Origin of the sequence: Streptomyces sp. NPDC052023, assembly GCF_044548465.1 — a bacterium.
GTDB lineage: Bacteria > Actinomycetota > Actinomycetes > Streptomycetales > Streptomycetaceae > Streptomyces.
The window spans coordinates 560,142-586,614 of sequence record NZ_JBIUBW010000003.1 but is presented as its reverse complement, the minus strand read 5'-3'; the positions used below and the strand labels follow the sequence as shown (position 1 = coordinate 586,614).

Genomic DNA, 26,473 nt, shown 5'->3' with positions numbered 1-26,473 from the left:
CCCCGCCCACGCGGATCGCGGCCGCCTGCTGCGGCCCGACGAGAAGGTGCCGGCGACGGGTCGTCCACCTTCCGACGAGCGGTAGGGCGGTTTTCGCGAGACGCTGAGATCAGGGGACGGACCCGGCAGGCGCGACGGGCGGCATTGGAGCGCGCCCTGCGGCGGCGAGGCACAAGCAGCAGACACCCGCACCTAACGAGGAAGGCGGGCCGTTATGACCTCATCGGACACGGGCTCCACCGGGCGGAGCCACGACGGGACGGCTCCGGCCATCGCGGTCAGGCTGAGCGTCAACGACCAGGTACGACGGCTCGAGTTGGATCCACGCACCTCCCTGCTCGACGCGCTGCGCGAGCATCTGCGCCTGAGCGGGACCAAGAAGGGCTGTGACCACGGCCAGTGCGGCGCCTGCACGGTGCTGATCAACGGCCGGCGCGTCAACTCCTGCCTGACGCTGGCCGTCATGCACGAGGACGACGAGATCGTCACGGTCGAAGGCCTGGGCACTCCCGAGAACATGCACCCCATGCAACGCGCCTTCGTCGACAGCGACGGCTTCCAGTGCGGCTACTGCACGCCGGGCCAGATCTGTTCGGCGGTCGGCATGCTCGCGGAGGTGGCGGCGGGCTGGCCCAGTCACGCCACCGCCGACGTGGCCTCGCCGCACATCGCGTTGACGGACGAGGAGATCCGCGAGCGGATGAGCGGCAACATCTGCCGGTGCGCCGCCTATCCGAACATCGTCGCGGCCATCCGGAGCACGGCGGAAGGCGGCACGCCATGAGGTCCTTCACCTACGAGCGGGCGACGGACGCGCAGGCCGCCCTCGCCGCGGTGTCCAGGGACGGCGCCAAGTTCATCAGCGGTGGCACCAATCTGCTCGACCTGATGAAACTCGACGTCGAGACGCCGAGCCATCTCGTCGACATCAGCCGGCTGCCCCTGCGGAGCATCGAGGAACTTCCGGACAGCGGACTGCGTATCGGCTCCCAGGCGGCCAACTCCGACGTGGCCGCGGACGAACGCGTGCGCGCCCGCTATCCGGTGCTGTCGGAGGCGCTGGTGGCCGGCGCCTCGGGCCAGTTGCGCAACAAGGCGTCCACCGGGGGGAACCTGCTGCAGCGCACCCGCTGCCCGTACTTCTACGACACCGCCGCAGGCTGCAACAAGCGCGAGCCCGGGTCCGGTTGTTCCGCCATCGGCGGGTTCAACCGGATGCACGCGATCCTCGGCGCCAGCGACTCCTGCATCGCCACCCAGCCGTCGGACATGGCCGTCGCGCTGACCGCCCTGGAGGCGGAGATCGAACTGCTCGACGCCGACGAGGCGGTACGCCGCGTCGCCATCGCCGACTTCTACCGGCTGCCGGGCGACACGCCGCACATCGAGACCGAGCTGCGGCCCGGCGAGATGATCACGGGCGTCGTCCTGCCACCGCCCCCGCCGGGCCGGCAGAGGTACCGCAAGGTGCGCGACCGGGCCTCCTACGAGTTCGCGCTGGTCTCCGTGGCCGCCGTCGTCTCGGTCGAGCAGGCAACGATCCACGGGGCGCGCGTGGCGTTCGGTGGTGTGGCGCACAAACCGTGGCGGTCGCTCGAGGCGGAGGCCGCGCTGACCGGGCGCCCGGCCACGATGTCCACCTACCGTGCGGCGGCCGAGGAGGCCCTGCGCGACGCGGTCGGGCAGGGACACAACGACTTCAAGATCGACCTGGCGAAACGCACGCTGTGCCGCACGCTGGCGCAGGTGGCCGGGGCGAGCTGAGGAGGCCGCATGATCGGGCGAGCAGTGAACCGGGTCGACGGCCCGCTGAAGGCGACCGGCCGGGCAGCCTACGCCTACGAGCACTGGGAGGCCGGGCAGCCGCTGTACGGCTTCATCGTCGGTGCGACGATCGGCAAGGGCCGCATCACCCGGATCGACACGGACAGCGCCGAACGCGCACCCGGCGTGCACTGGGTGATGACCCATCTCAACGTCCCGGAGCAGGGCCCGCGCGACGAATCCATCTCGTTCGAGTACTGGCGCGCCCAGCCGGAGATGACCGGCCCCGAGATCCACTACTACGGCGAACCGGTCGCCCTCGTCGTCGCCGAGACCTTCGAGCAGGCCCGCGGCGCGGCCGAACTCGTCGAGGTCGAATACCGGGAAGGGCGGGGCCGTTTCGACTTCGGCGAGTACGAGGACGACGCGTACATCCCCAAGGTGGTCAACGCCGGCCTGCCCACCGACACCGCGGTGGGCGACTTCGACGCCGGGTTCGCCGGCGCGGACGTCCAGGTCGACCAGCGGTACTCGACGCCGTACGAGTTCTCGCTGCCCATCGAACCCAACGCCTGTCTGTCGGAGCCGCGTGGCGAGGACCTGATCGTCTACGTCAGCTCGCAGATCGTGGACGCGGCGCGGGCCTCGGTCGCCGGCACGCTGCGGATGGACCCGGAGCGGGTCCATGTCGTCGCCCCGTTCGTGGGCGGCGGGTTCGGCTCCAAGCTGGGCATCCATTCCGAGACCGTCCTGGCGGCGCTCGCCGCCCGCACGTTGCGCCGGCCGGTCAAGGTCGCGATGACCCGCCAGCAGGTCTTCCAGCTCGTGGGCATGCGCCCGATATCGAGCCAGCGGGTCCGGCTGGGGGCGGGGCGCGACGGACGGCTTACCGCGATCGCCCACGACGTCACCATGCACACCAACCCCGACATCGAGTACGCCGAGCAGACCGCCGCCACCGTCCGCAGCCTCTACGCCGCTCCCCACAGGCTGACCAGCCACCGGCTCACGGCACTCGACCTGCCACGGGGCACGGACGTCCGCGCGCCGGGCGAGGCACCGGGCATGCTGGCGGTCGAGTCGGCCATGGACGAGCTGGCCGACGTGCTCCGGATGGACCCGGTCGAGCTGCGGATCCGCAACGAGCCCACCGTCGATCCCGAGCGGGACGTGCCGTACAGCGACCGGCACATGGTCGAGTGCCTGCGCGAGGGCGCGCGCCGGTTCGGCTGGGAGAACCGCCCACTCACCCCGGCGAGCGTCCGTGCGGGACGATGGCTGGTCGGCTACGGCATGTCCGCCGCCATCCGGGGACACTTCCAGGGGCCGACCGCCGTCCGTGTGCGGCTCGACGCCGACGGCACGGCGGTCGTCCTGACGGACATGACCGACATCGGTACGGGCACCTACACCGTCCTCACCCAGGTCGTGGCCGACGGACTCGGACTTCCGCTGGAACGGGTGCGCGTCGATCCCGGCCGTTCCGACAATCCCACCAGCTGGGGGTCGGGAGGCTCGTGGGGCGCCACCAACTCGTGCACCGCCGCACATCGGGCGTGCCTGGCCCTGCGCGAGAGGTTGCTGGACGCGGCACGCCGCGACACCAGTTCCCCGCTGCACGGCCTGGATGCGGCCGACGCCGTGTTCTCCGACGGCGACGTGTCTGCCGGCGGCAGGTCGCAGGCGCTGAGCGCGATCGTCGCGCGCAGCAGTCCCGAGGGTATGGAGGCGGAGGGTCAGGTCCGCTACATGGGCGACGATCCGAACTACTCCGACTACTCGATCAACACCTACGGGGCCCATTTCGCCGAGGTCGGGGTCGACGCGGACACCGCCGAGATCCGGCTGCGGCGCATGCTCGGCGTGTTCTCGGTGGGCCGCGTCTTCAACCCCAGGACGACCCGCTCGCAGCTGATCGGCGGCATGATCTGGGGCGTCGGCGCGGCACTTGAGGAGGAGGCCGTCGTCGACGCGCGGTCCGGCGCCTTCGTCAACCGCGATCTGGCGGGGTATCTGGTGCCGGTCCACGCCGACATTCCCGCGGTAGAGGCCGTGGTCCTCGACGGGTACGACGACAAGGCCAACCCCCTGGGCGCGAAGGGCGCCGGTGAGCTCGGCATCTGCGGGGCCGGTGCGGCTGTCGCGAACGCGGTCTTCAACGCCACCGGAGTGCGGGTGCGCGACTTCCCGATCACCATCGAGAAGGTGCTGCCGGGTCTGCCCCTGCTGGATTCCTGAAACCGGGCCGGTCCGGCCCACCGTCCACGGGCGAGGCCCCCTTCAACGGTCTGGCCAACTGGCGGGCGGTCTTCGCCGACGAGTTGTTCGCCGACGCGCTGTGGCACACGGCGCTCTTCGCCCTCGGCTCGCTGCTCGGCCAGTTCACCGTCGGTCTCGCCCTCGCCGTCTTCTTCTCCCGCCGCTTGAAGCGGTGGGTGCAGTTCGGGCTGCTTTCGTCGCACAGCCGGCTGCACGGCAGCAAGTCGTACCGGGTGCCGTGGACTACGACGACGAGGCGGTCGCCGTCACGCGCGACTTCACCCGGCTGAAGCACCGGCTGATGCCGTACCTGTTCCGCGCGGCACGCCGGGCCGCCGAGCACGGCACTCCCCTGATGCGCGCCATGGTGCTGGAGTTCCCGGACGACCCCGCCTGCCAGTCACTGGACCGGCCGTACATGCTCGGCGACGATCTGCTCGTGGCGCCCGTCTTCTCGGTGGACGGCGAGGTCGAGTACTACGTCCCGGCGGGCACCTGGACACATGTGCTGTCGGGCGACCAGGTCCAGGGGCCCGGGTGGCGACGCGAGCGGTACGGCTTCGACAGCCTGCCGCTGCTCGCCCGCCCCCGGGTCGGTGATCCCGTTCGGCGCGAGCGGCGACTCGGCCGTCTACGACTGGGCGGACGGTGTGACGCTGCGCGTCCACGCACCGGCCGGCGGCATGACGACGGTCACCACGATCCCGGCCCGGGACGGCTCGGCGGGCACCGTGTTCCGTACCCGCCGGGACGGTGACGTGGTGGAGGTCGAGGCGGAGGGCGTGGCGGGTTCTGCTGGTGGGCGCGGAGGCGGAGACCGGCGCCGGGTCGGCCTCGCCGGCCGCCGTCGACCCGGAAACGGTCACGAAGGCCCGTGACCGCTACCGGTGGCAGGACTGACCGACCGTCCACGGGCCGGTCCGCGACTCCCGCACACGGTCGGACGTGTGAGCGAGGATCAGAGAAGAGCACACGCTGTCACACGGGCGGCACATGCGCGGTCATAGTGTCAAAAGACGCTGCCCCCAACCCTTCAGAGGCGGACTCATGTCACTCATGTCCGGACGCACCGTTTCGGTCAGTGAAGGCCCTCGACTCGCCCGCTCCATGGCGATCGGGCCGCACACCCTGACGGCGGACGAGTCCGAGCCGCTGGGCGCGGACACGGGGCCCACGCCCGTGGAAGTGCTCCTCGGCGCCCTCGGGTCCTGCACCTCCATGGCGGTCCGCGCCTCGGCGGACCGGCACGGGTGGCCACTCGACCGCGTCGACGTGGACGTGCGGTTCGACGCGGAAGGGCAGATCGTCAGACGCATCACGCTCGCCGGCGACCTGGACGCCACACAGACGGAGAGACTGCTGGCGACGGCCGGCCGTTGTCCCGTGCACCGCCTGCTGACCGGGGACGTCACGGTGATCACTGTGCCCGTCGTGATGGCGGCGCCCACCGGTTCCGGGGACGGGGCGGCGCGGGAGCGGGGCTGACCTCGTCGGCTGCGGATCGCCGCAGGCAAGGCGGCGGAGGCCGTGCGGAAACGGGGCACGACGAGCTGTGACAAGGCGGAGCGGCGATTCATCGCCTTCCGGATGTCGGGGACCGGTGTGCTTGCGGGTATGAGCGTCAATGTGTGGGACGTGGTCGACTCGATCCGTGCCCTGGTCCTCTCCGGGACCGACGTCGACGAGGCCCGCCTCTGCGACCCGGGTGTCCCCCTGGACACTCTCGTCACCTGACGGCGTTCCGCCCCCGGCCGCCGCGCCGGCAGTCCGCTCGTCTGTCACAGATACCTCGGTCGTCCGGTCGTACTCGGTGACCAACAAGCCGATCGGAGCAATCGTGTCTCTCACCGAACAACGTCTCTCCACCATGGTGCTGGTGATCGGCACCGGTGGTGCCGGCCTGCGGGCGGCGATCGAGCTGGCCGAGGCCGGTGTCGACGTACTCGCCGTCGGCAAACGCTCCAAGGATGACGCGCACACCGCCCTCGCCGCCGGGGGAATCAACGCGGCCCTCGCCACGATGGACCCCGGCGACAGCTGGCAGCAGCATGCCGCGGACACCCTCAAGGAGAGCTACCTCCTCGCCGATCCCCACACGGTCGAGATGGTGACGCAGGGCGCCGCCCGCGGCATCGACGACCTGGAGCGCTACGGCATGGCCTTCGCCAGGGAGGAGGACGGCCGTATCTCGCAGCGGTTCTTCGGCGCGCACAAGTTCCGCCGCACCGCCTTCGCCGGTGACTACACCGGTCTGGAGATCCAGCGCACGCTCGTCGGGCGGGCCGGCCAGCTCGGCGTCCCCCTTCTCGACAGCGTCTACATCACCCGGCTCCTGGTGCACGACGGGGCCGTCTTCGGGGCCTACGGGTTCGACCTGACGAACGGCAAGCGCTACCTCATCCACGCCGACGCGGTGATCCTCGCGGCCGGCGGCCACACCCGCATCTGGCGGCGCACCTCCTCCCGGCGCGACGAGAACACCGGTGACTCGTTCGGGCTGGCGGTCGAGGCCGGGGCCCGCCTGCGCGACCCGGAGCTCGTCCAGTTCCACCCGTCCGGGATCATCGAGCCGGAGAACGCGGCCGGCACGCTGGTCAGCGAGGCGGCGCGTGGCGAGGGCGGCATCCTGCGCAACGCGCTCGGCGAGCGGTACATGAACCGCTACGACCCCGAGCGCATGGAGCTGTCCACCCGTGACCGCGTGGCCCTCGCGTCCTACACGGAGATCAAGGAGGGCCGCGGCACCCCCAACGGCGGAGTGTGGCTCGACGTCTCCCACCTCTCCCGGCAGACGATCATGAATCGGCTCCCCCGGGTCTACCAGACGCTTCTCGACCTGCAGATGCTGGACATCACCCGGGACCCGATCGAGGTCGCACCCACGGCGCACTACTCGATGGGCGGTGTCTGGGTCCGCCCCGAGGACCACAGCACCGACGTACGCGGCCTGTACGCGATCGGCGAGGCGTCGAGCGGACTGCACGGAGCCAACCGCCTCGGCGGCAACAGCCTGATCGAGCTGCTGGTCTTCGGCCGCATCACGGCGCAGGCCGCTGCCGCCTACTCGGAGTCACTGAAGGCGCAGCCGCGCTCGGCGGCCGCCGTGGCCGCGGCCCGCGCGGAGGTCGACGGCCTGCTCGCGGCCGACGGGCAGGAGAACGTCCGGGCCCTGCAGCGCGCCATCCGCAACACCATGACCGAGCATGCCGGCGTCGTACGCGACGAGGAGGGGCTGCGCACCGGTCTGGCGGAGCTGAGCGCGATCGAGAAGCGGATGGATGACATCGGTGTCCATCCCGACATCGCCGGCTACCAGGACCTCGCGCACGCCTTCGACCTCAAGGCCGCGGCGCTCGCCGCGCGGGCCACGCTCGAGGCGGCGCTCGAACGCCGGGAGACCCGCGGCTGCCACAACCGCAGCGACTACCCGGACATGGATCCCGCACTGCAGGTCAATCTCGTGTGGTCCCCGGCCACGGGGGTCACCCGCGAACCCATTGTCTCCATCCCGGAGGAGATCTCGTCCCTGATGCAGGAGGTCTCGACCGAAGGCAAGCTCGCCGAGTAGCGCGCGGGGCGGCCACCCCTGTCACAAGCGCGATCGACGTCCTGTCTTGTCTCCAACAGAGCACGGACGCAGCGCCACGTGCCTGGCCCAAGTGCACGCACCCACAAGGATTTCGAGGTAGATCGCATGAAGGTTGTAGTGATCGGCGGGACCGGTCTCATCGGCTCGCAGGTGGTCGAAAAGCTGAGGAAGCTCGGTCACGAGGCGGTGCCCGCCGCGCCCAGCACGGGCGTCAACACACTCACCGGTGAAGGCCTGGCTGACGTCCTGAAGGGCGCCTCGGTCGTGGTCGACGTGTCGAACTCTCCCTCGTTCGCGCCCGACGCGGTCATGGAGTTCTTCCGCACCTCCACCACCAACCTGCTCTCGGCCGAGGCGGCGGCCGGCGTGTCCCACCATGTCGCCCTCTCCGTGGTGGGCACCGAACGGCTCGAGAAGAACGGCTACTTCCGCGCCAAGCTGGCGCAGGAGGAACTCATCAAGGCGTCCGGGGTCGCGTACTCCATCGTCCACGCGACACAGTTCTTCGAGTTCGTTAAGGCCATCGCGGACTCGATGACCGAGGGCGACACCGTGCGTGCCCCCGCCGCGAAGATCCAGCCCATCTACTCCGGTGACGTGGCCGAGGCCGTCGCCCGCGCGGCCGTCGGCTCGCCTCTGGACGGCATGGTGGAGATCGCCGGGCCGGATGCGTTCGACTTCAAGGAGTTCCTCGACACGGGCCTCGCTCCGGGCAACGACACCCGCACCGTGGTGTCGGACCCGCACGGGCAGTACTTCGGCTCCGAGCTGGAGGAGCGCGACCTCCTTCCCGGCCCCGACGCACAGATCGCCGCGACCCGGTTCACCGACTGGCTCGCACAGCAGCAGTAGCAGTAGCAGTAGCAGTAGCAGTAGCAGTAGCAGTAGCAGTAGCAGCACCCTCCTTGCGGGTGGCCTCTGTACGTCAGGGGCCACCCCTTCCCTCTCTCGGGCCCGATCCGGTACCCGTCGCACAAGGAAAGCGGTCAGTCATGCGCAGGAAAAGCCGGCAGGACACTGTTCTCGGCACCGCCCGGCACGAGGTACTGGCCGGTGTGTACACCATTGACCCGGCTCGCAGCATCTTCGGCTTCTCCGTCCGGCAGGCCGTGGTCTCGCACGTGCACGGGAAGTTCGAATCCGTCGAGGGCTTCCTGGAGTTCGACGCGGCCCGACCCGGCCGGTCCGCGGCCCTGGTCAGCATCCGGACCGACAGCCTGGACACGGGTCTGCGGGCGCGCGACGCGTACCTCACGGGCCCCGACCTCTTCGACTCCTCGACCTTTCCCCTGATGACCTTTCGCTCCACCGGGCTGGCACCGGTCGGAGACGCCGAGTTCCGTATGTCCGGCAACCTCAGGATCAAGGATGTCGAACTGCCGCTCGTCGTCGACGTCGAGTTCGCAGGGGCGACCAGGGACAGCCACGGGCGGAACCGTGTCGGGTTCGAGGGCACCGCCACTCTGCAGCGCTCGGACTGGGGACTCACCTGGGCCCAAGGGCCGGACGCAGGCGGAGTTCTCGTCAGCGACACGGTGAGGCTGACCCTCGGTATCTCGGCCGTGCGGGTCGGCCAGGAGGCCCCGTGGTGATACCACCGTTTCGCGAGAACCCCGTCGCCTTCGCCGCCACGGTCGAGGCACTGACCAACAAGGCCGCCGAGCTCGAGACGCGTGTCAACGAGATTCACCAAGCCCTGGCGGAGATCAACGAGCAGATGCAGTCCGTGTCCGACGCGCTGCACCGCCTGGCTCGCTCGGCGGCCGCCTCCCCCGCCACCGAGGACGAACCTCGATGACGTGTGCCGCACCTCCACGCGGCGGATTCCGGCACGCCCCGCCGTAACAGCAGTTCCGCAGAACGCGTGACACCGGCTCAGCCGGACCGCGGAGGCGGCTCGACCGGCCCGATGTCACAAGGACCGTGTCCATCCGGTCACTCGTCATATACACGAAACATGGGACGAGAACCTGCCGACGAGGCTCCGGCTCTGCCGAGGCTCTCCTTATTCCGATCCAGGTCGGTGGAAGCTGCGGCGTATGACGCCGTGCGAGAGAGGGAGGCTGCCGTATGAACCGTCCCGACGACGCGGTGCCGATCGTGGAGTTGCTGGACGAGCGACGGCATCTGCTGGACATGGCACTTGGGATGCTGGGCGACAGCAGCGAGGCCGAGAGCGCCGTCGACGAGACCTACCGGCGCTGGTACGAGCTGTCCGGTCCGGCGCGGGCATCCATCGTGCATCCAGGTGCCTGGCTCGCCGCGGTCGCCGGCGGCATCTGCATCTCCCGGCTGGCCCGGCCCGTCTGGGGCCAGGGCATGGCAGCCGGGCAGACGGCCCCCGGCGCGCGAGCGGATCCGCACGAGGCGCTCGGGAGAGAGGTCGGTGCGGTTCTGCGGAGTGCCCTGCACTCCTTGTCCCCGGCCGAACGGGCGGCGTACATGCTCAACGAGGTGATCGGATCGGCGCCGCGCCCGGTGGACGACCTCATGGGGCAGCCGGAGCGCGCCGAACCGGCCCAGCCCGGGGCGGGCGGTCCTGCGGTCCGCCGTGGGGACGACGCGGTGGTCCATGCCGTGCAGCAGGCGTGGGCCACGCAGGACGAGGCTCTTCTGGCATCCCTGCTCACGATCGATGCCAGGGCGTGCTTCGACGGCGGCGGCAAGGTCAGGGCCCTGGTCACGCCGGTGTACGGTGACCGGCGGATCGCCCGCAGCCTGATGCTGCTGCTGCCCCACAACCCGCGCACCAGCCTGCACACCCGGAACGTCAACGGACGGACCGGCCTCGTGGTGTACATCGACCGCAGGGTCGCGGCTGTCATCAGCCTGGACATCGCCCGTCACCGGGTCCGGCAGATCTGGGTCATCCTCAATCCGGACAAGCTCCGCAGCTGGAACGACCACGTCTGACGTGGGTACCGGCGTGTGACAGCGCAGTGGTCAGGAGGGCCGCGGGCCTGCCGCACCGGCAGGCCGGGGGCCGGGCGGGCTCGCCACTTCGGCGGAGCCGGGATCACCTGTGCCGGCAGCGCCCTCCACGCACACAGCGCCGGACCGGCGGAACTCGTCCGGCGTCAGCAGTGCCTCCAGCGAAGCGACATTTCCCGTTTGCGCCGCGCCTACGAAGGCGTCCAGGAGCCGCCGATGATCCTCCATGTCGACGGCCCTGCGCCCCTTGCCCGCGAGCCGCCTGCGGGCCCTGCTCACGATCTTCCGTACGTTGACGATATTGGTCTGGAGGATCTCGGCGATCTCCTCGTAGGAGTAGACGAAGGCCTCACGCAGGACGTATGCGGCGCGCTCGGTGGGGTTGAGCTTCTCCATGACGAGGAGCAGGGCGAGTTCGAGTGCCTCCGCCCGCTCGGCGCCGACCTCCGGGTCGGCGCTCGTGTCGATGGGCTCGGGCAGCCACGGCCCTATGTAGGTTTCGCGGCGCACCCGGGCGGACTGAGCCACGTTGATGGCCAGCCGGGTGGCTGTGGTCGACAGGAACGCCACGGGGCTGACCACGGCCGCACGGTCGGTCTTCTGCCAGCGCAGCCACACCTCCTGTACGACGTCTTCCGCCTCGACCGCGCTTCCCAGCACCCGGTACGCGATACCGAAAAGGCGTGGACGGCACTGGACGAAGGCGGCAACGGCCTCCTCAAGGGAGCTCTCCGCGGACGTTCTGAGGTGCATTCGCCCTGCTGTCTCCGTTCCTCCGGGAAATCCGTGCCGTCGGGTGACGCGTTCACGCGGCCCCGGCGTCATGGCCCGCTCGCCCAGTGAGTTCCTGGCAGGGTTCGGCCGTGGGCAGCCACTCCGGATCCGTGGCATCTACATCTACGACCGAGAAGGCGCACATTGTGTGACAACGTCTTGTGCCGGTTACGTGTCAGACGTGTGGTGCGTTCTTTCCCGACGCGGCACCATGTTCACGTGCGCATGACATGAACCGTCTGTATTCAGAGGTTCGCTTTGCCTATGATGAGGGCGCCGACGTCGGTGCTCGGCCGAACGGCGCCGAAGACAAGTCGGTCAGGGACGCGACACAATGGGTCGAGGATGAGAGGAACACATGGTCTCCGGCGCCCACGCTGCGCAGTCCGTCGAGGTCACCGCTGAAAGCCTGCACAAGGACCTGGCCCGCCTCGAGCTGCAGAAGCAGGCGCTGGAGCGGGAACTGGCCGCGGTCGTAGCCCATCTCGGCTCCGTCCAGCGCGCGCTCAATGCCATCGACACCCTGATGCGCAACCCGGCCGCGGAGCTACGGGCCGAGGCTCCATCCGCCGGCCCGGCGCCGGAAGCGAGGACGGCGAACGAGCAAGCCGGGAGCGGGCAGGACGCCGAAGCGCCGGTCCGCTCGGACGCGTCCGCCGACGCGGACGGGAACCGGAAGTACGGTCAGCTCACCGAGCAGATCCTCGAGTACTTCGCCACGGCCGGCCAGGCGGATGTCCGGGCGCGCGACGTGGCCGCGGCCCTGGGCCGCGACACCGACAGCGGGAGCATCAACGCCGTCCGCAGCACCCTGGATCGTCTGGTCGGCACTTCCCGGATCCGCCGGACCGGGCGGGGTCTCTACCGCGCCAAGCGCACCTAGCACCGCTTGACACAAGATGTGACACTGTTTCGCCGGTGACGCGCCCGCCGCCCTGCCCCCGCGGGCGGGGCCGTCACCCGGCGGTGCCGAGGATCACGACGACGCACAGGGCGAGCATCAGCGTGGTGAGCAGGGTCGAGGCGGCGTAGGCACCCCGGCGCAGCTGCGAGTAGCGCTGGGCATGGTGCTCTTCCACCGCTGTGATGTGGTCGGTGATGTGCTGCCTCATCGAACGGCAGACGCACAGTTGCTCCTGCACGTACCACCACTCGATCTCGGCCTTCTGTTTCTCGCTCAGTCCGGACACACGTGCGACGAAGTCAGCCGCGCGGCGGCGAGCTGAGCGGTGATGGGCCTCCCAGTACAGGAAACCCTCGATGTCGGTCAGGCCGCGAGCGGCCTCATGGGAGGCGTCCACAAGATCCTCAGGGCAGGTAATGATCGTCGGCAAGCGCCGCGGGACGGGCACACCGGAATGCTCGGCGAAGCCTGGCTGAACTGCCCCTCTGGGTGATCCTCCGGGCGGACCCGACCCGCGAATCGAGCATAACTCGCGGGAGCGCCGGCGGCCGGATGGTCCCACCGTGTGAAACGTCTCGTCAAGGAAGTCGGGCACCGTGTCGCACAGCAACCTGTCACACCGTGCTCATAGCGTGGACAAGGGTCCCCTCGCGCCCACAGGCCGCGACACCTGTGGGCGCCGAGGATCCCGCCGCCTTCCGCTACTGCTGCCGCTGCAGCCAGTCCTCGTAGCGCGTCGGGGCGAGCTCCGCCCCCTCAGGCGCGGTCAGCACGTCCCCGTTGACCACGGCGAACATCCCCGCCTCCTCGTCCGTGACGACCTGCCGGCCGTCCGAACGCGCCGCCAGTGTGATCCGGCCCAGCTCATCGAGGGCGTAGACCTGCGGGCCCGCGACGTTGCGGATCCCCCGCAACGGGGCTTCCGACGCGGCCTTCGTGACCGCCGCGGCCACGTCGGCGGCGGCCATCGGCTGTACGGGAGTGGAGGGCAGATGAACGGAGTCGCCCTCGGTCGTCCAGGACATGATCGCTTCGACGAACTCGTAGAACTGGGTCGCCCGGACGATCGTGAACGGTGTGGGGCCTTCCCGGAGGAGCTTTTCCTGGAGCATTTTCGCCCGGTAGTACGCGAGCTCCGGCACCTGGTCCACGCCGACGATCGAGGCGATCACATGGTGACGGACACCGGCCGCGTCGGCCGCCCTCAGCACGTTGTTCATCGACGTCTCGAAGAACTCGATGGACGAGTCGTCGAACGTCGGGGAGTTGATCAGGTTGACCACCACATCCGCGCCTTGCAGAGCCTCCTCCAGGCCCTTTCCGGTGATCACGTCGACTCCCGTGGAGAGCGAGGCGGACACCACTTCGTGGCCGGCCGCTGTCAGTCGTTCCCCCACCTGTGAGCCGATCCGGCCGCTTCCCCCCAGAATGGTGACCTTCATGACGCACCCTCTCGCCGAGTTGCGCAAGCGCCCGACCGCTGGAGCCGTGCGCTTCACACGTCTGGTTGTTCTGTACAGAAAAAGAGTAATCTGTCCAGGTATGTCCCACCGCGCGGCGGCACCAGGAGCGGACAGGCGGTCGCGCCCACCCGACCTCGTCCTCCAGTTCGAATAATGATGTGTGAGCCCGGCAAACCCATGCTCGTCCTCGTCGGCGAGGAGGCGCGAAGACGTTCCTGCGCCTGCTGCGCTCCTCCGACACGGCGGACGGCGCCCAGGCCTCCTGCGTGATCCCGGGCTGCTCGACGGGCAGCCCGGGATCACGCACCGGTACGCTCGGCGTCAGGTCACCGCAGCGGCTGTATCCGGATGTTGCGGAACCGGACCTTGTTGCCGTGGTCCTGCAGCCGGATCGCGCCCGCCGCGGGCGTCTCGGGCCGGCCCGACGCGGTCGGCCCGTCGAGAGCGACATCGTCGTGGACCGTCCGGCCGTTCCACACGACCGTCACCCGGGCGTCCGCGGTCTTGCGGCCGCCGGCGTCGTAGCGAGCCGCACGGAACACGATGTCGTACGTCTGCCAGGTCTCGGGCGCCGTCGCCGCGTTCACGTCGGGCGCCTTCTTCAGGTAAAGGGCTCCGGCCTCGTCGGTGCCCGGTGAGGTGTCTTCGTAGGAGTCGAGGATCTGGAGCTCGTAGCGGTCCTGGAGGAAGATGCCGCTGTTCCCGCGGTCCTGGCCGGTCACGTCCGCGGGGAGCAGCGGGACCCGGAACTCCACGTGCAGCGCGAAGTCCTGGTACGCGTCCTTGGTGCGGATGTCACCGCAGCACACCTCCATCGACCTCTCTCCGGTGAGCGGCCATGCGAGCGGGCGCCCGTCCGTGTGCTGCCACCGGGTCTGCGAGGCGGTGGTGCCGTCGAAGAGGCCGACCGGGGCGCCGTGCGGGTGCACGGTGATCAGGTCGAGATTGACGTGGCCGGTGTCGCCGGGGTCGTACCGGTAGGAGATCTCGTTGCGGCCGGAGCGCAGGTTCAGGCGTTCGGTCCGGGTGGACCAGGTGTCCCAGTCGCCGGTGGAGGGCAGTTCCGTCTGCCGCACCTTCTTCCCGTTGGCGTACAGCGAGAGGGACTTGGTGCCCTGGAACGGGTTCGGGCCGTTGGAGTAGCGCAGGTTCACGTCGTAGGCGCCCGTCTCGGGGACCGTCACGTCGAAGGTCGTGGCGGCCTTGCCCTCGGTGGCGTAACGGTCGACGAATCCGCTGCCGGAGTAGCCGGCGTGGTCGGTGTTGATCCCGGCCTTGCCGGTCAGACGTGCCTCCTCTGCCTCGTACAGGGTCGGGGTGGGCGGCTGCTCGCCGGGCATCGCGTTGAGCGTGTACCAGGCCTCGGTGCTCCACAGCGCCTCACCGGCCGCGGATGTGAAGGGGCGTGGGGACCGCACGTGCACCACATGGCCGGGTTTCAGGCCGTCCAGCCGCAGCCGGACGGTACGGCCGTCCTTCGACAGCGTCGCCGAGCGTACGGCGAGCCGCTCCTCGGCGATCTTCGGGCCGCCGTAGTCGGCGGTCGGCGTGTAGCGCCACTGCTCGGCGCGGTAACGCTCGGCGAGTTGCCCGGCGGTCTCGGCGGACACCGGCTGCGTGTACGTCAGGTCGAAGCCGCCCGGTACGGCGCGCATCGTCTTGATGTCGAAGGTGTTGCCACCGTTGGGTGTCAGCTTCTGCAGGCCGAATCTGAGCTTCCCCTCCTGGCCCCAGTTGCCGTCGGCGCCCAGACCGCCCGCGTAGATCGCGCCGTCCGGACCGAGGCTGATCCGGTTGACTCCGGCCTCCAGGCCCTGTGTGTAGCGGAAGACGGCGCCTTGGTACTGCCCCTTCACCTTCTCCAGGTAGGCACGCTGGAGGCCGCCGTAGGTGACGTCGCCGATCAGCATCTGGCCCGCGAACTGACCCGTCTTCAGATACAGGGGTGTGGAGGGCGAGTTGGCGATCTCGTTCTGCGGGAGCCAGAGCACGGGCGCGGTGACGGGTGAGTTCTCGAACGGCCCGGCCGGCTCGGTGTAGTGGTTGAAGAAGCGGTCCTGCTTGATCTGGACGAGCTTTGACGAGGGCAGCCAGCCGCCCTGGTTGTCGGTGGTGAACAGGCCGCCGCCCGGTCCCCACCCGATCCCGTTGGGCGTGCGCAGCCCGCCGGCGACCGGGCTGATCCGGCCGGTCTCTTTGCTCACCTTGTACGTCGTCCCACGGCCGGGCGCCGGCTGCGGAGTGGTGGTCGCGCCACCGTGGTCGATGGCGACGGACAGGTTCACGTAGAAGTACCCGTCGTGATGGAGCAGGCCGAACGCGAACTCGTGGAAGTTGCCCCCGTAGGGCCAGGTGGCGACCGTGCGGTACTCGTCGGTCACGTCGTCACCGTCCCGGTCGACCAGCCGGGTCAATTCGTGCTTCTGCGAAACGTACAGGGAGCCGTCGACGTACTTGATCCCCATGGGCTCGCGCAGCCCGGTCGCGACCTTCTCCACGGTGACCTTGTCACGGCTGGTTTCGCCGGTGACGTTGTCCAGCAGGTACACCTCTCCGGCAACGTTGTCGCTGCCGCCCCAGGTGCTGATCGCGAGACGTCCGCCGGGCAGCCAGTCCATGCCGGTGACCTGGGGCTCGAAACCGTCGGGGCGCAGGTCGGTGAGGGTGAGGTCGGGGCGCACGGAGGTGAGCGGCAGTCCGTCGCCGGGCGAGTCCGCGCCCGCCTCGCACTCCTTGCGGCCCGGTGCCGTCACCCGGACCACACCGGCGTCGGTGCTCAGGGCCTCGCGGGGCACGACGGTGAACTCGTCCGCGCCCGGGGGCTTCCAGGAGAGGTGCAGCTGCTGCCCGCCGTCGCGCTCGAAGTGCTCGATGCGCAGCGGGTGCGAGCCGGCCGTGAGGTGGACGGTGCCGTCCTTCGGTTCGGCTCCGTGGAGTCCGTCGTGGTCGATCACCGTGGTGCCGTCGAGGGTCAGCCGCGAGCCGTCGTCGCTGGTGAGGCGTAAGACGTACGAGCCGTCGCTCGGAGCGAGGAGGTAGCCGCTCGCCTCCGCGACGAAGTGGTCGTCGAGTCCGCCGAAGTCGGTGGCCGTGGACCAGTCGACCGTCGGCATGAGCTTGTCGTGGTTGGGGGTCTGCCCCGGCTTGAGGGTGCACAACTCGCTGAGCGGGGTCTGCACATCGAACACGCGCAGTGTGACTCCGGGCTCCTGCGGCGGGATGCCGGCGGGGGCGGCGGTGGCCGCCGGGGCGGCCAGGGCACCGGCGGCCAGGACGGCCGGTGCCAGCAGCGGAACGAGGGCTCTTCGGGCGAGGGGGAACAGCCGTTGGCGCATGGGTCCTCCTGTGCTGGGGGACCGGAGCGTGCCGGACGTCGTTCCGGTCTTCCGTGACGGAGCCTGCGGTTTCGCCGCAAAGGTAGGAGCCTTCCGCTTGTCATGTCCATACTTTGTCATCGATGTGTTCAAAGTCCGTCGCGTGGCGGCGACATGAAGGCCAGGTGCGGCGGGACGGCACGGGGACGGCGGGCCGCTCCCCTGACGGGCGCCGCGACCGGAACGCATGCGGTGGCCGGTGACCCCGCCGAAGGGGGCCCTTGCTCGGCGGGCACGCCCGGCTCCGGCGTGCCCGTTCGCGGTACTTCGCGTGTCTGCAACCGCGAGCGGCGTTCAGGCACTCATGATCCATGCGTGCCCGCTGCCGGCCACTCGCGGGTGCCGGGGGTCGAGCACCGCGCCGAACCCGTCGAGGAAGAAGTCGAGGAGTCACCGTGTCCCTGTCGCCGCACCGACGTCTGACCGTGAGCGTCACCGTGATCGCCGCACTCGCCGGGGGGTTCGCTCCCCTCACCGGTGCGTCGGCCGCTCCCGTCGCGCCCGGCCCCGTCCCCGCCGCCGTCGAACCCACCACGCACGCCCCCGACATGGACGGGGTGGCCGCCGCGCTCGACGCCGCGATGGCCAAGGGCGCGCCGGGCGCGATGGCGCGCTACACCGCACCGGACGGCGTCAGGAGCCGCGCCGTCGGAGTCCGCGACAGAGTCTCGGGGGCACCCATGGACATCGACGCGCGGTTCCGGGTCGGCAGTGTCAGCAAGACGTTCTCCACCGTCGTGCTGCTGCAGCTGGCCGACGAGGGCAGGGTGGAGCTGGACCGTCCGGTCGGTCATTACCTGCCGGGGCTGCTGCCCGACGAGCGCATCACGGTCCGTCATCTGCTCACCCATCGCAGCGGCCTGGCCGACTACACCGAGGCCATGTTCGAGCAGACCGTGCCCGGCTTCGAGGCCGTGCGGAACCGGGTGTTCGGCTACCGCGAGCTCGTCGGTCTCTCCCTCGCCGAGCCGCCCACCACCGAGCCCGGCGCCGCGTACAAGTATTCGAACACCAACTTCGTGGTCGTCGGCATGCTCATCGAGAAGCTGACGGGCCGTCCGGTGGGCGACGCCTACCAGCGCCGCATCATCAAGCCGCTGGGGCTGCGTCACACCTCGTACGTGCATCCCGACACCCGCATCAAGGGGCTGCGCGTACGTGGCTACCTGCACCCGGACGAGGCCGGCGCGCCGCTCGTGGACTCGACCGAGCAGACCGTGTCCTGGGCGCAGTCCGCCGGGGCCGTGATCTCCAGTGCCGCCGACCTCAACACCTTCACCAGCGCGCTGATGCGCGGCCGGCTGCTGTCCCCGGCCATGCGGGAGGCCATGACGACCGTGACACCGACGGACCCGACCAACACCCGCTTCTACGGGCTCGGTCTGCGCCGTTACGACCTTTCCTGCGGTACGCGGGTGTACGGCCACACGGGCACGGTGCAGGGCTACTACACGTACGCCTTCGCCACCCGGGACGGCCGCCGCAGCCTGTCCGCCATGGCGAACACCTCCAACCGCGGCGAGGCCAACACAGCGCTCGGCGGCACGCTGGAGGCCGCGTTCTGCGGGACACGGCCGACGCCGCTGCCGTCCGCCCGCAACGCCACCACGGTCACGCCCGGCGCGGGGTCGCTGCCCGCCGAGCGCGACCTGCCCGAGCGGCGCTGAACCGCCGCGCGTGAAGCGCACGTCGGCGGGGTGGTGACGGAGCACCTCCTGCACCACCCCGGCCCGGCGGCACGGCTGCGGGCCGGCCTCGGCGCGGCGCCTGGCGCCACCGGCGGCACCGTCCGAGGCGGTCTTCCGGTCGTGCCGTCCATGACCCCGGAAATCGGGGGCACCCGCCTGTCAAGCCATACAGGGAGGGGAAAGCCCGTGCTGATGCTCGCCATCCTGCTGCTGCCCGGACTCAGCCTGCTGCTGATCGTCATGAGCCGTATCGAGGACAAGCTCCACGAGGCCCCCCGCCCCGCCCGGCACGCCCGGCCGGGCCATCTGAGGCTCCTGCGTGGTGGCGCGGCGGCCGCAACCCCCGCGAGCGAGACCGATCAGCGGTCCGCGGCGCGCAGCACCGCCGCCTGACCCGTCCCCCCGGGGGGAGTCGTCCCCGCGGTCAGGCCTGCTCGTCGCGCAGGGTCACGTGCTCTCCGACGTCGTCGGCGACCGCCGCGGACAGCAGCGCCGGCAGGAGGCAGGGGGAAGCGGGCGTCGAGGGTCTCGCGTCGCAGCGTCACGTAGCACCGGGTGCCTTCCTGGCGGGTCTGCGTGACGCCCGCCTCGCGCAGCACCTTGAGATGGTGGCTGAGGGTGGATTTGGCGACGGGGGCGCACAGCTGGCCCCACCCCCGTTCGGCGCCGTCGGACAGCACCCGCACGATCCCGATCCAGGTCGGATCGCTCAGCGCTCCCAGCAGGCGCGGCAAGGTGATCTCGCTGTCGGGGGGTGACGAGTGGTCCGGCATGCCACGAGATGACGTCGTCCGATTGCGGTCGAACGCCCGTCCAGACGCGCGCACTTTCCGGTGCCGGTGACGCGGGACACACGCCGTCGTGTCACATCGGGCGGGGCTGTCCGGTCAGAAGTGTGTAACCGCAACTCGACCAGGAGATGGCAATGGATCCGCGTCTGAACTTCTTCGGCAACGCCTTCGCGGGCAAGGTGCTCAAGCACATCAACTCGGCGAACAAGGTGGTGTCGGAGTCCGGCCTGCCGCACACCACGCAGGAGCTGGTCAAGATCCGCGCCAGCCAGATCAACGGCTGCGGCTTCTGCACCGACATGCACACCAAGGACGCCACCGCCGCCGGCGAGACCCAGCAGCGGCTGAACCTGGTGGCCGCATGGCGGGAGGCCACCGTGTTCACCGACGCCGAGCGCGCCGCGCTGGAACTGGCCGAGCAGGGCACCCGGCTCGCCGACGCGGCCGGCGGGGTCACCGACGAGGCATGGCAGAACGCCGCCAAGTACTACGACGAGGAGCAGCTCGTCGCACTCATCTCGCTGATCGCGCTCATCAACGCCTACAACCGCATCAACGTCATCAACCAGCAGCCGGCCGGCGACTACCAGCCGGGCCAGTTCGGCTGAACCACCCGCTGCGCCCGGGCCGACGTGCGGCCGGCCGTCTCCGCGCCACCCCGGCCTCCGGCGCGGAGACGGACGGCCGCACGTCGGCCCGGGCGCACACCTTTGGTACGTTGTTCGATGGTTGATGCCCCTGGCGGAGACCGACCGGTCCGTCATCGCCAAGCTGTTCGAGCTGAACGTGACGGCACCGAGCCTCCTCCCTCACGCGGCCTTGCCGTATCTGCGGGAAGCCTCCGGCTCCATCGTCAGCGTCTCCAGCACCTACGGCCATCGGCCCCTGGCCGGAGGGGCGCACTACGCGGCCACGAAGAGCGCACTCGAACAGCTGACACGAAGCTGGCCACTCGAGCGCGCCCGCGACGGAGTGCGGGTGAACGCCATCGCGCCCGGCCCCACCGAGACCGGCGTGCTGGCCGCGGCGGGCCTGACCGAAGAGGCGATCGACAAGGTGCGGTCCTACGAGCGGGAGCGCATCCCCACGGGCCGTCTCGGCGACCCTCGGGACGTCGCGGAGTGGATCCTGCGACTCGCCGACCCTCAGGGCACCCACCTCACCGGGCAGGTGCTCACGATCGACGGCGGGCTCGAACTCTCCTGATCCGACCGGTGGTTGCGACCCACCGCCCCGAGCCCCCGCGTCCCCCGCGGGCGGCCCTGGACACGACTGGACGCGGTCTCGGGCGATACCGTATCGAATGAGACGGTCGCTGGTAGTGTGCCTGCATGGCCGCCAACGCTGCTGACAAGCCCACCGCCTCGCGTGCCACCGGCCGCCACGGGGACACATCGCCTTTCGCCCTCGGGCTGCTGCTGCGCCGTGCCCACTGGCGCGCGGCGGCGATGGCGACGGAGGCGCTCCGACCGCTCGGCATCGAGCTGCGTCACTTCGCCGTGCTGATCGTGCTGATGGACCGCGGGCCCACGATGCAGCGGGATCTGGCCGCCGCCACGGGGGCGGACAAGGCGGGAATCATGCGGGTCGTGGACGACCTGGAACGCAGGGGGCTCGCCGAACGCAAGGCCGTCCCCGGGGACCGGCGGGCTCGGGCGGTGGAGATCACGCCCGCGGGCATCGAACTCTTCGACGCGGCGCATGTGTCGGCGCAGCCGCTGGCCGGGCGGCTTGTCGCCGAACTGGGTCCCGGTGAGCCCGAGAAGCTGATGGATCTGCTGACCCGCTTCGCCTATCCCGCGGACGAACATCCCTGAGCCCACTCTCGCCACGGGCGGGCGCGCGGCGGGCGGCTCCCCGGCGTCGCGTTCGTCCTGAGCTGCCGTAGCAGCCGCAACCGAGGGTGCGCGACGAGGACCCCCTGGCGTCCTGGACCAACCGGCAGACGGTGCGTCGGCCCGGTGAGCCAAGGGCCGACGACAGGAGTGTCATGTACGCGGCAAACACACGGGTTCACTGCTGGCCGAGCCGGGCGGGCCGGGACGGCTGCACGGCAGAGATCGTTACACGCGAGATTGTATTGAATGATACTATCGCAAGTGCAACGAGCTTTGGCTCCTGAGCAAATGGGAGGTGGACGATGTTGGATGTCTACGAGGCGGTCACCAGCCGGCGGGCGACACGGTGCTTCACCGACCAGCACGTCCCACGGGAGGTGCTGGAGCGCGTGCTGTCCGCCGCGGCCTGGGCGCCCTCCGCGTCGAACCTCCAGCCGTGGCAGTGCTACGTGCTGACGGGCGAACCGCTGGCCGAGCTCAAGAAGCGCACCGGCAGGCGCCTGGCCGCGGAAGACCCCTGGGACGAACCGGAGTACCAGCAGTACCCGCCCGTGCTGAAGTCCCCGTACTGCGAGCGCCGAGCCGCCTTCGGTGCGCAGCGCTACGGCGCACTCGGCATCGCACACGGGGACCTGGAGGCCCGCCAGCGTGCCGCCGCGGCGAACTGGGACTGCTTCGGCGCCCCCGCCGCCCTGTTCTGCTACGTGGACCGCGACATGGGTCCGGCTCAGTGGTCCGACGTCGGCATGTATCTGCAGACGGTCATGCTGCTGCTCCGCGCCGAGGGACTGCACAGCTGCCCGCAGATGGCGTGGGCGAAGTATCACCGGACCCTCGCGGACGTCCTGGCACCGCCGGACGAGCTCATGCTCTTCTGCGGCATGTCGATCGGCTACGCGGACGCCAGGGTGGAGCACCCCCGTACAGGCCGGGCGCCACTCGGCGAAACGGTCACGTTCGTCGACTCGGTGGCCGCCGCGCCCCGGTCGCGCGCGCCGCAGCGGACGGCGGCGACCGGCTCCTCCTCGCGGTCTCAGCCCCACCGCCCGGGAGGCACGCATACGGAGGGCACCAGGCACCCCGCACCCCGCTCGCGGGGACTGCGGGGTGTCGTCGCACGCCTCAGCGACGCCTTCACCAGGCGCGCCGGGCGGTTCGTCTCCCAGATCGGGTTGCCGCCCTGAGCCGGTCGCGGGACCGGTCCGACTGCTTGCCTTGGTGAGAAAGGTTGATCATGACGAATGCCTGTGGCCGGACTCCGGTCTCATGGGCACGCCGGAGATTCAGCGGGGGCGGCTCGACGAGAGGTCGTGACCACGCGAAGCGCCGGACCCCGACGGGCGGCGGGCGGACGCCTTCCCTGCCGGGCCCGCTGCCCGAGAGAGAGATGCCGCCCGGTCTGCGCGCCCTTCCCCGCCCGGTGGCCGTGGTGGTGAGCGCGGGCGGCGTGCTCGGGGCGGCGCATGTGGGCGTGGGATACGCGCTGTCGGAACGCGGATTCGCCCCGGACATGATCATCGGTACATCCGTGGGCGCCCTCACCGGCGCCATCGTGGCCGCCCACCCCTCCGGGGCCGCGCCTTGGCTGGACGGCGTGTGGACCCGGTTGCGACGCCGTGAGGTCTATCCGCTCGGCTACCTGCCCTCCCGGGCAAGCATCTTCACCGATCGCGGCCTGCGCCGGCTCATCGCCCGCTCCGGACTGCCGTCCCGGATCGAGGACCTCCCCGTCCCCTTCACCGCCGTAGCCATGGATCTGGCCACCGGCGCGCCGGCGCTGCTCGACCACGGGGACCTCGAGTCCGCGCTGCTTGCCAGCGCGGCCGTGCCGGGGATGCTGCCCCCGGTGCGTCGCGAGGGCAGAACGCTCGTCGACGGCGGCCTGATCGCCCACGTGCCCGTACTGGCGGCACTTCGGGCCGGGGCGGCCAGCGTGGTGGTGCTGTCGACCGGGCCGGGGGGCTCGGTGTCGCGGCGGGCCGTCCCGCACCGCCGGGCCGGCGCGATCGCCGCCAGGGCCTGGATGCTGGCACTGCATCACCAGATCGAACGCGATCTCGACTCCGTGTCCCGGCACGTGCCGACCGTCGTCCTGCCGACCGGCATCGAGACCTGGCCCGCCCCGTGGGACTTCGGCCATGCCCAGCGGATGATCAGCACCGCGCACCGCTCGGCGGGACAGTTCCTCGACGGGCTGCGCGTGAGCGGGCCTGGCCTGTACCGACTCGAGGGCCCTTCGGCCGGGTCTCCCGGCGCGGGCGGGGCAACGACTCCTTCCCTGTCGCGGAGCGCTCTGTGAGTACCATCGCCTTCCTCAACATCGCCATGCACGGGCACGTGAATCCGACGCTGCCGCTGGTGGCCGAGCTCGTGCGGCGCGGCCATTCCGTCACGTACCACACCCTTCCCGCCTTCCGTGCGGAGATCGCGGCGGCCGGCGCACAGGTCTGCCTCTACCCCGGCGACGACCAGCCGCTCCCCGATCCGCCGACGCCGCTCACCCTGATCGAGCGACTGACGGGCGCCACCGGCCGCCTGTTGCCCGCGGTGCTGAACGACCTGCGACGCATCCGGCCCCACCTGATCGTCCACGACAGCACCTGTCCGTGGGGAGCGGTCGCGGCCCGCGAACTCGGGGTGCCGGCGGCATCGTCGTTCACCACGTTCGCGTACAACCGCCGGGTGCCGAGCCCCACCCGCGTCTCGCGGGACCTGCTGGCCGCGGCAGCGGCCCGGCCACACAGCTTGCGCCATCACCTGCGCTCCCGCCTGTGGCTGCGACGGCACTTCGACACGAGGGGGCTGCCGTGGTTCGACATGGGGAACATCCGCCAGCCGCTCAATCTCGTCTACACCGCGCGGGCCTTCCAGCCCTTCGCCGCGGACTTCGACCAGAGCTACCGGTTCGTCGGCCCGAGCATCGGCGGCCGCCCGGCGGATCCGTCGTTCCCGGCCGACCGGCTGCGTGACCCTGTGCTGTACGCGTCCCTGGGGACCGTGTTCAACGCCGCTCCGCGGCTGCTGCGGAGTTTCGCCACCGCGCTCGCGCCTCTGGGCGGCACCGTCGTCGTCTCCACCGGGCAGACCGATCCCGCCGCGCTGGGCCCGTTGCCGGCCAACGTGCTCGCCCGCCGATTCGTCCCGCAGCCCGAGGTGCTCGACCGTGCGGCGCTGTTCATCACCCACGGCGGTATGAACAGCGTCAACGAGGCCCTGTACGCCGGGGTTCCCATGCTGGTGGTGCCCCAGGGGGCGGACCAGCCCGTGGTGGCCCGCCGCGTCGTGGAGCTCGGCGCGGGACTGTCGATCCGTACCCAGGACGTCACCGAAGGCTCCGTGCGTGCCCTCGCCCGGCGACTGCTGCACGACCGCCACTTCCGGGCGTTCGCCGGGGCCCTGCAGGTCGCGCAGCGCGAGGCCGGTGGGCATCGGCGCGCCGCGGACGAAGTCGAGCGGTACCTGCGCGCCGTCCGGCCGTCCGGCCGGCGCACTCCCGGCGGACAGGCGCGGCGAGGCTGAGAGATGTCACTTGCCGTCGCCCTGCTCCTGCTGCTCGCCGGGGTGTCCGAGGCCGCCGGGCGCGTCCTGCCTCTGGTGGTGCGCCGGCCTGGCATGCCGCGGGGTCTGGTGGCCTCGTGGCTGCTGGCCGGTGGCCTCGTCGAAGGTGCCGTGTTCGGGCTGTGGCCGCTGACCGCGTGGACCCTGGCCGAGTTCGTCGTGTCTTCTCCACCGCCCGGCGACGGGCTGGTATGGACACCCGGCCTCGTGGCTCCCCTGGTGCTCGCCGCCGTCCTCGCGTTCCCCTGGCTCGGCCCCGGACTGCACCTGCTGCTCTTCGTCGGGGTCGGGGCGGGCCTGGCCGACCCTCTCGCCACCGCCTCCGGGCTGGGCTGGTGGAGCGCCGTCGGCTGCGTCGCCCTTGCCGGGGCCGGGCTCGGTGTCGCCGTGGAGGCCGTTCGCCGGCTGGTCGTCGGTCTCAGCGCCGCCGACGCCCGGGAGGCGATCGCATGAACGGTTTCGTGCTCTGGGCGTTCGCCATCGGGCCGGCCCTGCTCGCCGAAGCGCTGCTGGCCCGCTACGAGGTGCTGGCCTACGGCGCCGGCTGGCGGGCCCCCGCCAGCGTGCTCCCCAAGGGTGTGCCCTACGCCCGGGGCGCGGAGCCCGACGCTCCCCCGGGTGCCTACCTGGTCTACCTCGACGGCATCGGCAAACGGCGCGTCCGCGACAGCCGGGACGGCGGCCAGCTGGTCAAGGCCCTGCTCGCCGGAGCGCCGGAGCTGCGGGTGCTGGGCCAGGTGCTGCCCTACTCCCCCCTGGCCGACCCGCTCGCCGACCGGCCGGTGTGGGCGTGGCTGCGCCGCCGCGTCGGGCTGCTGCTGTTCCTGCACAACGTCATGCAGATCTTCGTTGCCGCCGACCGCCGGTACCGCCCGCTGTACAACCGGGCCGTCGGCTCCCAGATCGCCACGCAGCTCCGCCTCGCCGGCTACCGGGCCGACAGCGGTGTCCCCGTGGTGCTGCTCAGCTACAGCGGCGGCGCGCAGGTCGCCGGAGGGGCTGTCGGCGAACTGCACGCACAGCTGCGCTCCCCGCTCGTGCTGATCACGCTCGGTGGGTTCCACAACGGGGCCAACGATCTCTCCCGTGCCGAGCACCTCCATCGGCTGACCAGTGGGAGCGACCGGATCGAGCGGATCGGCACCTGGATCTTCCCGCAGCGCTGGCCGCTGTTCCGCTTCAGCGCCTGGAACCGGGCCCGCCGCTCCGGCAAGATCACCGTCCACCGGCTCGACCCGGCCACGCACGTCGGGCCGCTCAGTTACATCAGCGCGGCGGCGCACCTGCCCGACGGCCGCAGCCACCTCGCCCGGACGGCCGACACCGTGATCGCGCTGGTCCGGGCCCACTACAGGGCGAGTGCGAGGACGGACGGGCCGGAGCACAGGGTGGGCACGGCCCGAGCAGGCGGGCCGGTCGGGCCTCCCGGGGCCGGGGCCGGGCCGTGACGCGTGAGAACGGGGCCTCGCCGAGCCGGACATGACGAGATCGAGGACCCCATGGCGGCGGCCTCAGGCCTCCGGTCCCGAAGGTGAGTCGA

The 26,473-nt window shown here is 70.8% G+C and carries 25 protein-coding genes and 3 pseudogenes; 23 read left to right on the top strand and 5 right to left on the bottom strand.

All coding sequences use genetic code 11. The features are described 5' to 3' along the window. The first annotated feature begins 214 nt into the window (after nt 1-214). The 12 genes and pseudogenes from ACIHCM_RS10260 (at nt 215) to ACIHCM_RS10205 (ending at nt 10,525) form a co-directional block, all read left to right on the top strand. Nucleotides 215-784, top strand: coding sequence for a 2Fe-2S iron-sulfur cluster-binding protein (locus tag ACIHCM_RS10260; protein ID WP_399892093.1), 570 nt, complete (start codon nt 215-217; stop codon nt 782-784). After that, nucleotides 781-1,764, top strand: a complete 984-nt coding sequence (locus ACIHCM_RS10255; RefSeq protein WP_399892090.1) for an FAD binding domain-containing protein — start codon at nt 781-783, stop codon at nt 1,762-1,764. The genes ACIHCM_RS10260 and ACIHCM_RS10255 overlap by 4 nt, the downstream gene beginning before the upstream one ends. Nucleotides 1,765-1,773: 9 nt before the next feature. After that, complete coding sequence (locus tag ACIHCM_RS10250; protein ID WP_399892087.1) at nt 1,774-4,002, top strand: molybdopterin cofactor-binding domain-containing protein; 2,229 nt, start codon at nt 1,774-1,776, stop codon at nt 4,000-4,002. Nucleotides 4,003-4,028: 26 nt separating this feature from the next. Then, nucleotides 4,029-4,187: pseudogene (locus tag ACIHCM_RS10245) on the top strand (sugar ABC transporter permease); the annotation flags it as partial. A 74-nt stretch (nt 4,188-4,261) separates the two neighbouring features. Next, nucleotides 4,262-4,780 (top strand): hypothetical protein, encoded by a 519-nt coding sequence (locus tag ACIHCM_RS10240; protein ID WP_399892084.1) that lies wholly within the window; start codon nt 4,262-4,264, stop codon nt 4,778-4,780. Between the two features lie 299 nt (nt 4,781-5,079). Next, the gene (locus ACIHCM_RS10235; protein WP_399892081.1) at nt 5,080-5,508 is read left to right on the top strand and encodes an OsmC family protein; all 429 of its coding nucleotides are present in this window, start codon (nt 5,080-5,082) and stop codon (nt 5,506-5,508) included. Between the two features lie 42 nt (nt 5,509-5,550). Continuing rightward, nucleotides 5,551-5,757 carry an oxidoreductase C-terminal domain-containing protein gene (locus ACIHCM_RS10230; protein ID WP_399892078.1) on the top strand — a complete coding sequence of 69 codons (207 nt, stop codon included), beginning with the start codon at nt 5,551-5,553 and terminating at the stop codon, nt 5,755-5,757. A 133-nt stretch (nt 5,758-5,890) separates the two neighbouring features. Beyond that, complete coding sequence (locus ACIHCM_RS10225; RefSeq protein ID WP_399892204.1) at nt 5,891-7,591, top strand: L-aspartate oxidase; 1,701 nt, start codon at nt 5,891-5,893, stop codon at nt 7,589-7,591. A gap of 126 nt (nt 7,592-7,717) precedes the next feature. Beyond that, the gene (locus ACIHCM_RS10220; RefSeq protein ID WP_399892074.1) at nt 7,718-8,464 is read left to right on the top strand and encodes an SDR family oxidoreductase; all 747 of its coding nucleotides are present in this window, start codon (nt 7,718-7,720) and stop codon (nt 8,462-8,464) included. Between the two features lie 140 nt (nt 8,465-8,604). Continuing rightward, on the top strand, nt 8,605-9,204 hold the full coding sequence (locus tag ACIHCM_RS10215; RefSeq protein WP_399892071.1) for a YceI family protein: 600 nt from the start codon (nt 8,605-8,607) through the stop codon (nt 9,202-9,204). Then, a complete protein-coding gene (locus ACIHCM_RS10210; RefSeq protein ID WP_399892068.1) occupies nt 9,198-9,410 on the top strand; it encodes a hypothetical protein in 213 nt (70 codons plus the stop codon). Before ACIHCM_RS10215 ends, ACIHCM_RS10210 begins: the two co-directional genes overlap by 7 nt. Nucleotides 9,411-9,682: 272 nt before the next feature. Further along, nucleotides 9,683-10,525 (top strand): RNA polymerase subunit sigma, encoded by an 843-nt coding sequence (locus tag ACIHCM_RS10205; RefSeq protein ID WP_399892065.1) that lies wholly within the window; start codon nt 9,683-9,685, stop codon nt 10,523-10,525. 78 nt (nt 10,526-10,603) lie between these two features. On the opposite strand, the pseudogene ACIHCM_RS10200 reads toward ACIHCM_RS10205, so the two are convergent. Beyond that, nucleotides 10,604-11,296 (bottom strand): annotated as a pseudogene (locus ACIHCM_RS10200) (sigma-70 family RNA polymerase sigma factor); the annotation flags it as partial. 379 nt (nt 11,297-11,675) lie between these two features. Between ACIHCM_RS10200 and ACIHCM_RS10195 the strand changes: the two are divergent. Beyond that, complete coding sequence (locus ACIHCM_RS10195; RefSeq protein ID WP_399892062.1) at nt 11,676-12,200, top strand: hypothetical protein; 525 nt, start codon at nt 11,676-11,678, stop codon at nt 12,198-12,200. 73 nt (nt 12,201-12,273) lie between these two features. On the opposite strand, the gene ACIHCM_RS10190 is transcribed toward ACIHCM_RS10195, so the two are convergent. The 3 genes from ACIHCM_RS10190 to ACIHCM_RS10180 form a co-directional block, all read right to left on the bottom strand. Further along, nucleotides 12,274-12,618 carry a hypothetical protein gene (locus ACIHCM_RS10190; RefSeq protein WP_399892059.1) on the bottom strand — a complete coding sequence of 115 codons (345 nt, stop codon included), beginning with the start codon at nt 12,616-12,618 and terminating at the stop codon, nt 12,274-12,276. A 304-nt stretch (nt 12,619-12,922) separates the two neighbouring features. After that, nucleotides 12,923-13,663 carry an SDR family oxidoreductase gene (locus ACIHCM_RS10185; protein WP_399892056.1) on the bottom strand — a complete coding sequence of 247 codons (741 nt, stop codon included), beginning with the start codon at nt 13,661-13,663 and terminating at the stop codon, nt 12,923-12,925. A 347-nt stretch (nt 13,664-14,010) separates the two neighbouring features. Beyond that, nucleotides 14,011-17,019 (bottom strand): family 16 glycoside hydrolase, encoded by a 3,009-nt coding sequence (locus ACIHCM_RS10180; RefSeq protein WP_399892053.1) that lies wholly within the window; start codon nt 17,017-17,019, stop codon nt 14,011-14,013. A 434-nt stretch (nt 17,020-17,453) separates the two neighbouring features. Here ACIHCM_RS10180 and ACIHCM_RS10175 point away from each other — a divergent pair, with 434 nt between their 5' ends. Continuing rightward, complete coding sequence (locus ACIHCM_RS10175; RefSeq protein ID WP_399892050.1) at nt 17,454-18,725, top strand: serine hydrolase domain-containing protein; 1,272 nt, start codon at nt 17,454-17,456, stop codon at nt 18,723-18,725. A gap of 207 nt (nt 18,726-18,932) precedes the next feature. After that, entirely contained in the window at nt 18,933-19,139 is a 207-nt protein-coding gene (locus ACIHCM_RS10170) for a hypothetical protein (RefSeq protein WP_399892046.1), read from the top strand. Here ACIHCM_RS10170 and ACIHCM_RS10165 read toward each other — a convergent pair. Next, nucleotides 19,106-19,519, bottom strand: coding sequence for an ArsR/SmtB family transcription factor (locus ACIHCM_RS10165; RefSeq protein WP_399892043.1), 414 nt, complete (start codon nt 19,517-19,519; stop codon nt 19,106-19,108). The genes ACIHCM_RS10170 and ACIHCM_RS10165 overlap by 34 nt on opposite strands. A 152-nt stretch (nt 19,520-19,671) precedes the next feature. Here ACIHCM_RS10165 and ACIHCM_RS10160 point away from each other — a divergent pair, with 152 nt between their 5' ends. The 8 genes and pseudogenes from ACIHCM_RS10160 to ACIHCM_RS10125 all read left to right on the top strand — a co-directional run bounded on the left by ACIHCM_RS10160 (nt 19,672) and on the right by ACIHCM_RS10125 (nt 26,381). Then, a complete protein-coding gene (locus tag ACIHCM_RS10160) occupies nt 19,672-20,145 on the top strand; it encodes a carboxymuconolactone decarboxylase family protein (protein ID WP_399892040.1) in 474 nt (157 codons plus the stop codon). A 124-nt stretch (nt 20,146-20,269) separates the two neighbouring features. Next, a complete protein-coding gene (locus tag ACIHCM_RS10155; RefSeq protein WP_399892037.1) occupies nt 20,270-20,743 on the top strand; it encodes an SDR family NAD(P)-dependent oxidoreductase in 474 nt (157 codons plus the stop codon). Nucleotides 20,744-20,868: 125 nt separating this feature from the next. After that, complete coding sequence (locus ACIHCM_RS10150; RefSeq protein ID WP_399892034.1) at nt 20,869-21,354, top strand: MarR family winged helix-turn-helix transcriptional regulator; 486 nt, start codon at nt 20,869-20,871, stop codon at nt 21,352-21,354. A 326-nt stretch (nt 21,355-21,680) separates the two neighbouring features. Then, nucleotides 21,681-22,340 (top strand): annotated as a pseudogene (locus ACIHCM_RS10145) (nitroreductase); the annotation flags it as partial. A gap of 422 nt (nt 22,341-22,762) precedes the next feature. Then, on the top strand, nt 22,763-23,674 hold the full coding sequence (locus ACIHCM_RS10140; RefSeq protein WP_399892031.1) for a patatin-like phospholipase family protein: 912 nt from the start codon (nt 22,763-22,765) through the stop codon (nt 23,672-23,674). Further along, a complete protein-coding gene (locus ACIHCM_RS10135) occupies nt 23,671-24,894 on the top strand; it encodes a macrolide family glycosyltransferase (RefSeq protein ID WP_399892028.1) in 1,224 nt (407 codons plus the stop codon). Before ACIHCM_RS10140 ends, ACIHCM_RS10135 begins: the two co-directional genes overlap by 4 nt. 3 nt (nt 24,895-24,897) lie before the next feature. Beyond that, nucleotides 24,898-25,386: a hypothetical protein gene (locus ACIHCM_RS10130; protein ID WP_399892025.1), complete on the top strand. Its 489-nt coding sequence runs from the start codon at nt 24,898-24,900 to the stop codon at nt 25,384-25,386. After that, nucleotides 25,383-26,381 carry a hypothetical protein gene (locus ACIHCM_RS10125; protein WP_399892023.1) on the top strand — a complete coding sequence of 333 codons (999 nt, stop codon included), beginning with the start codon at nt 25,383-25,385 and terminating at the stop codon, nt 26,379-26,381. Before ACIHCM_RS10130 ends, ACIHCM_RS10125 begins: the two co-directional genes overlap by 4 nt. Nucleotides 26,382-26,473 lie beyond the last annotated feature (92 nt).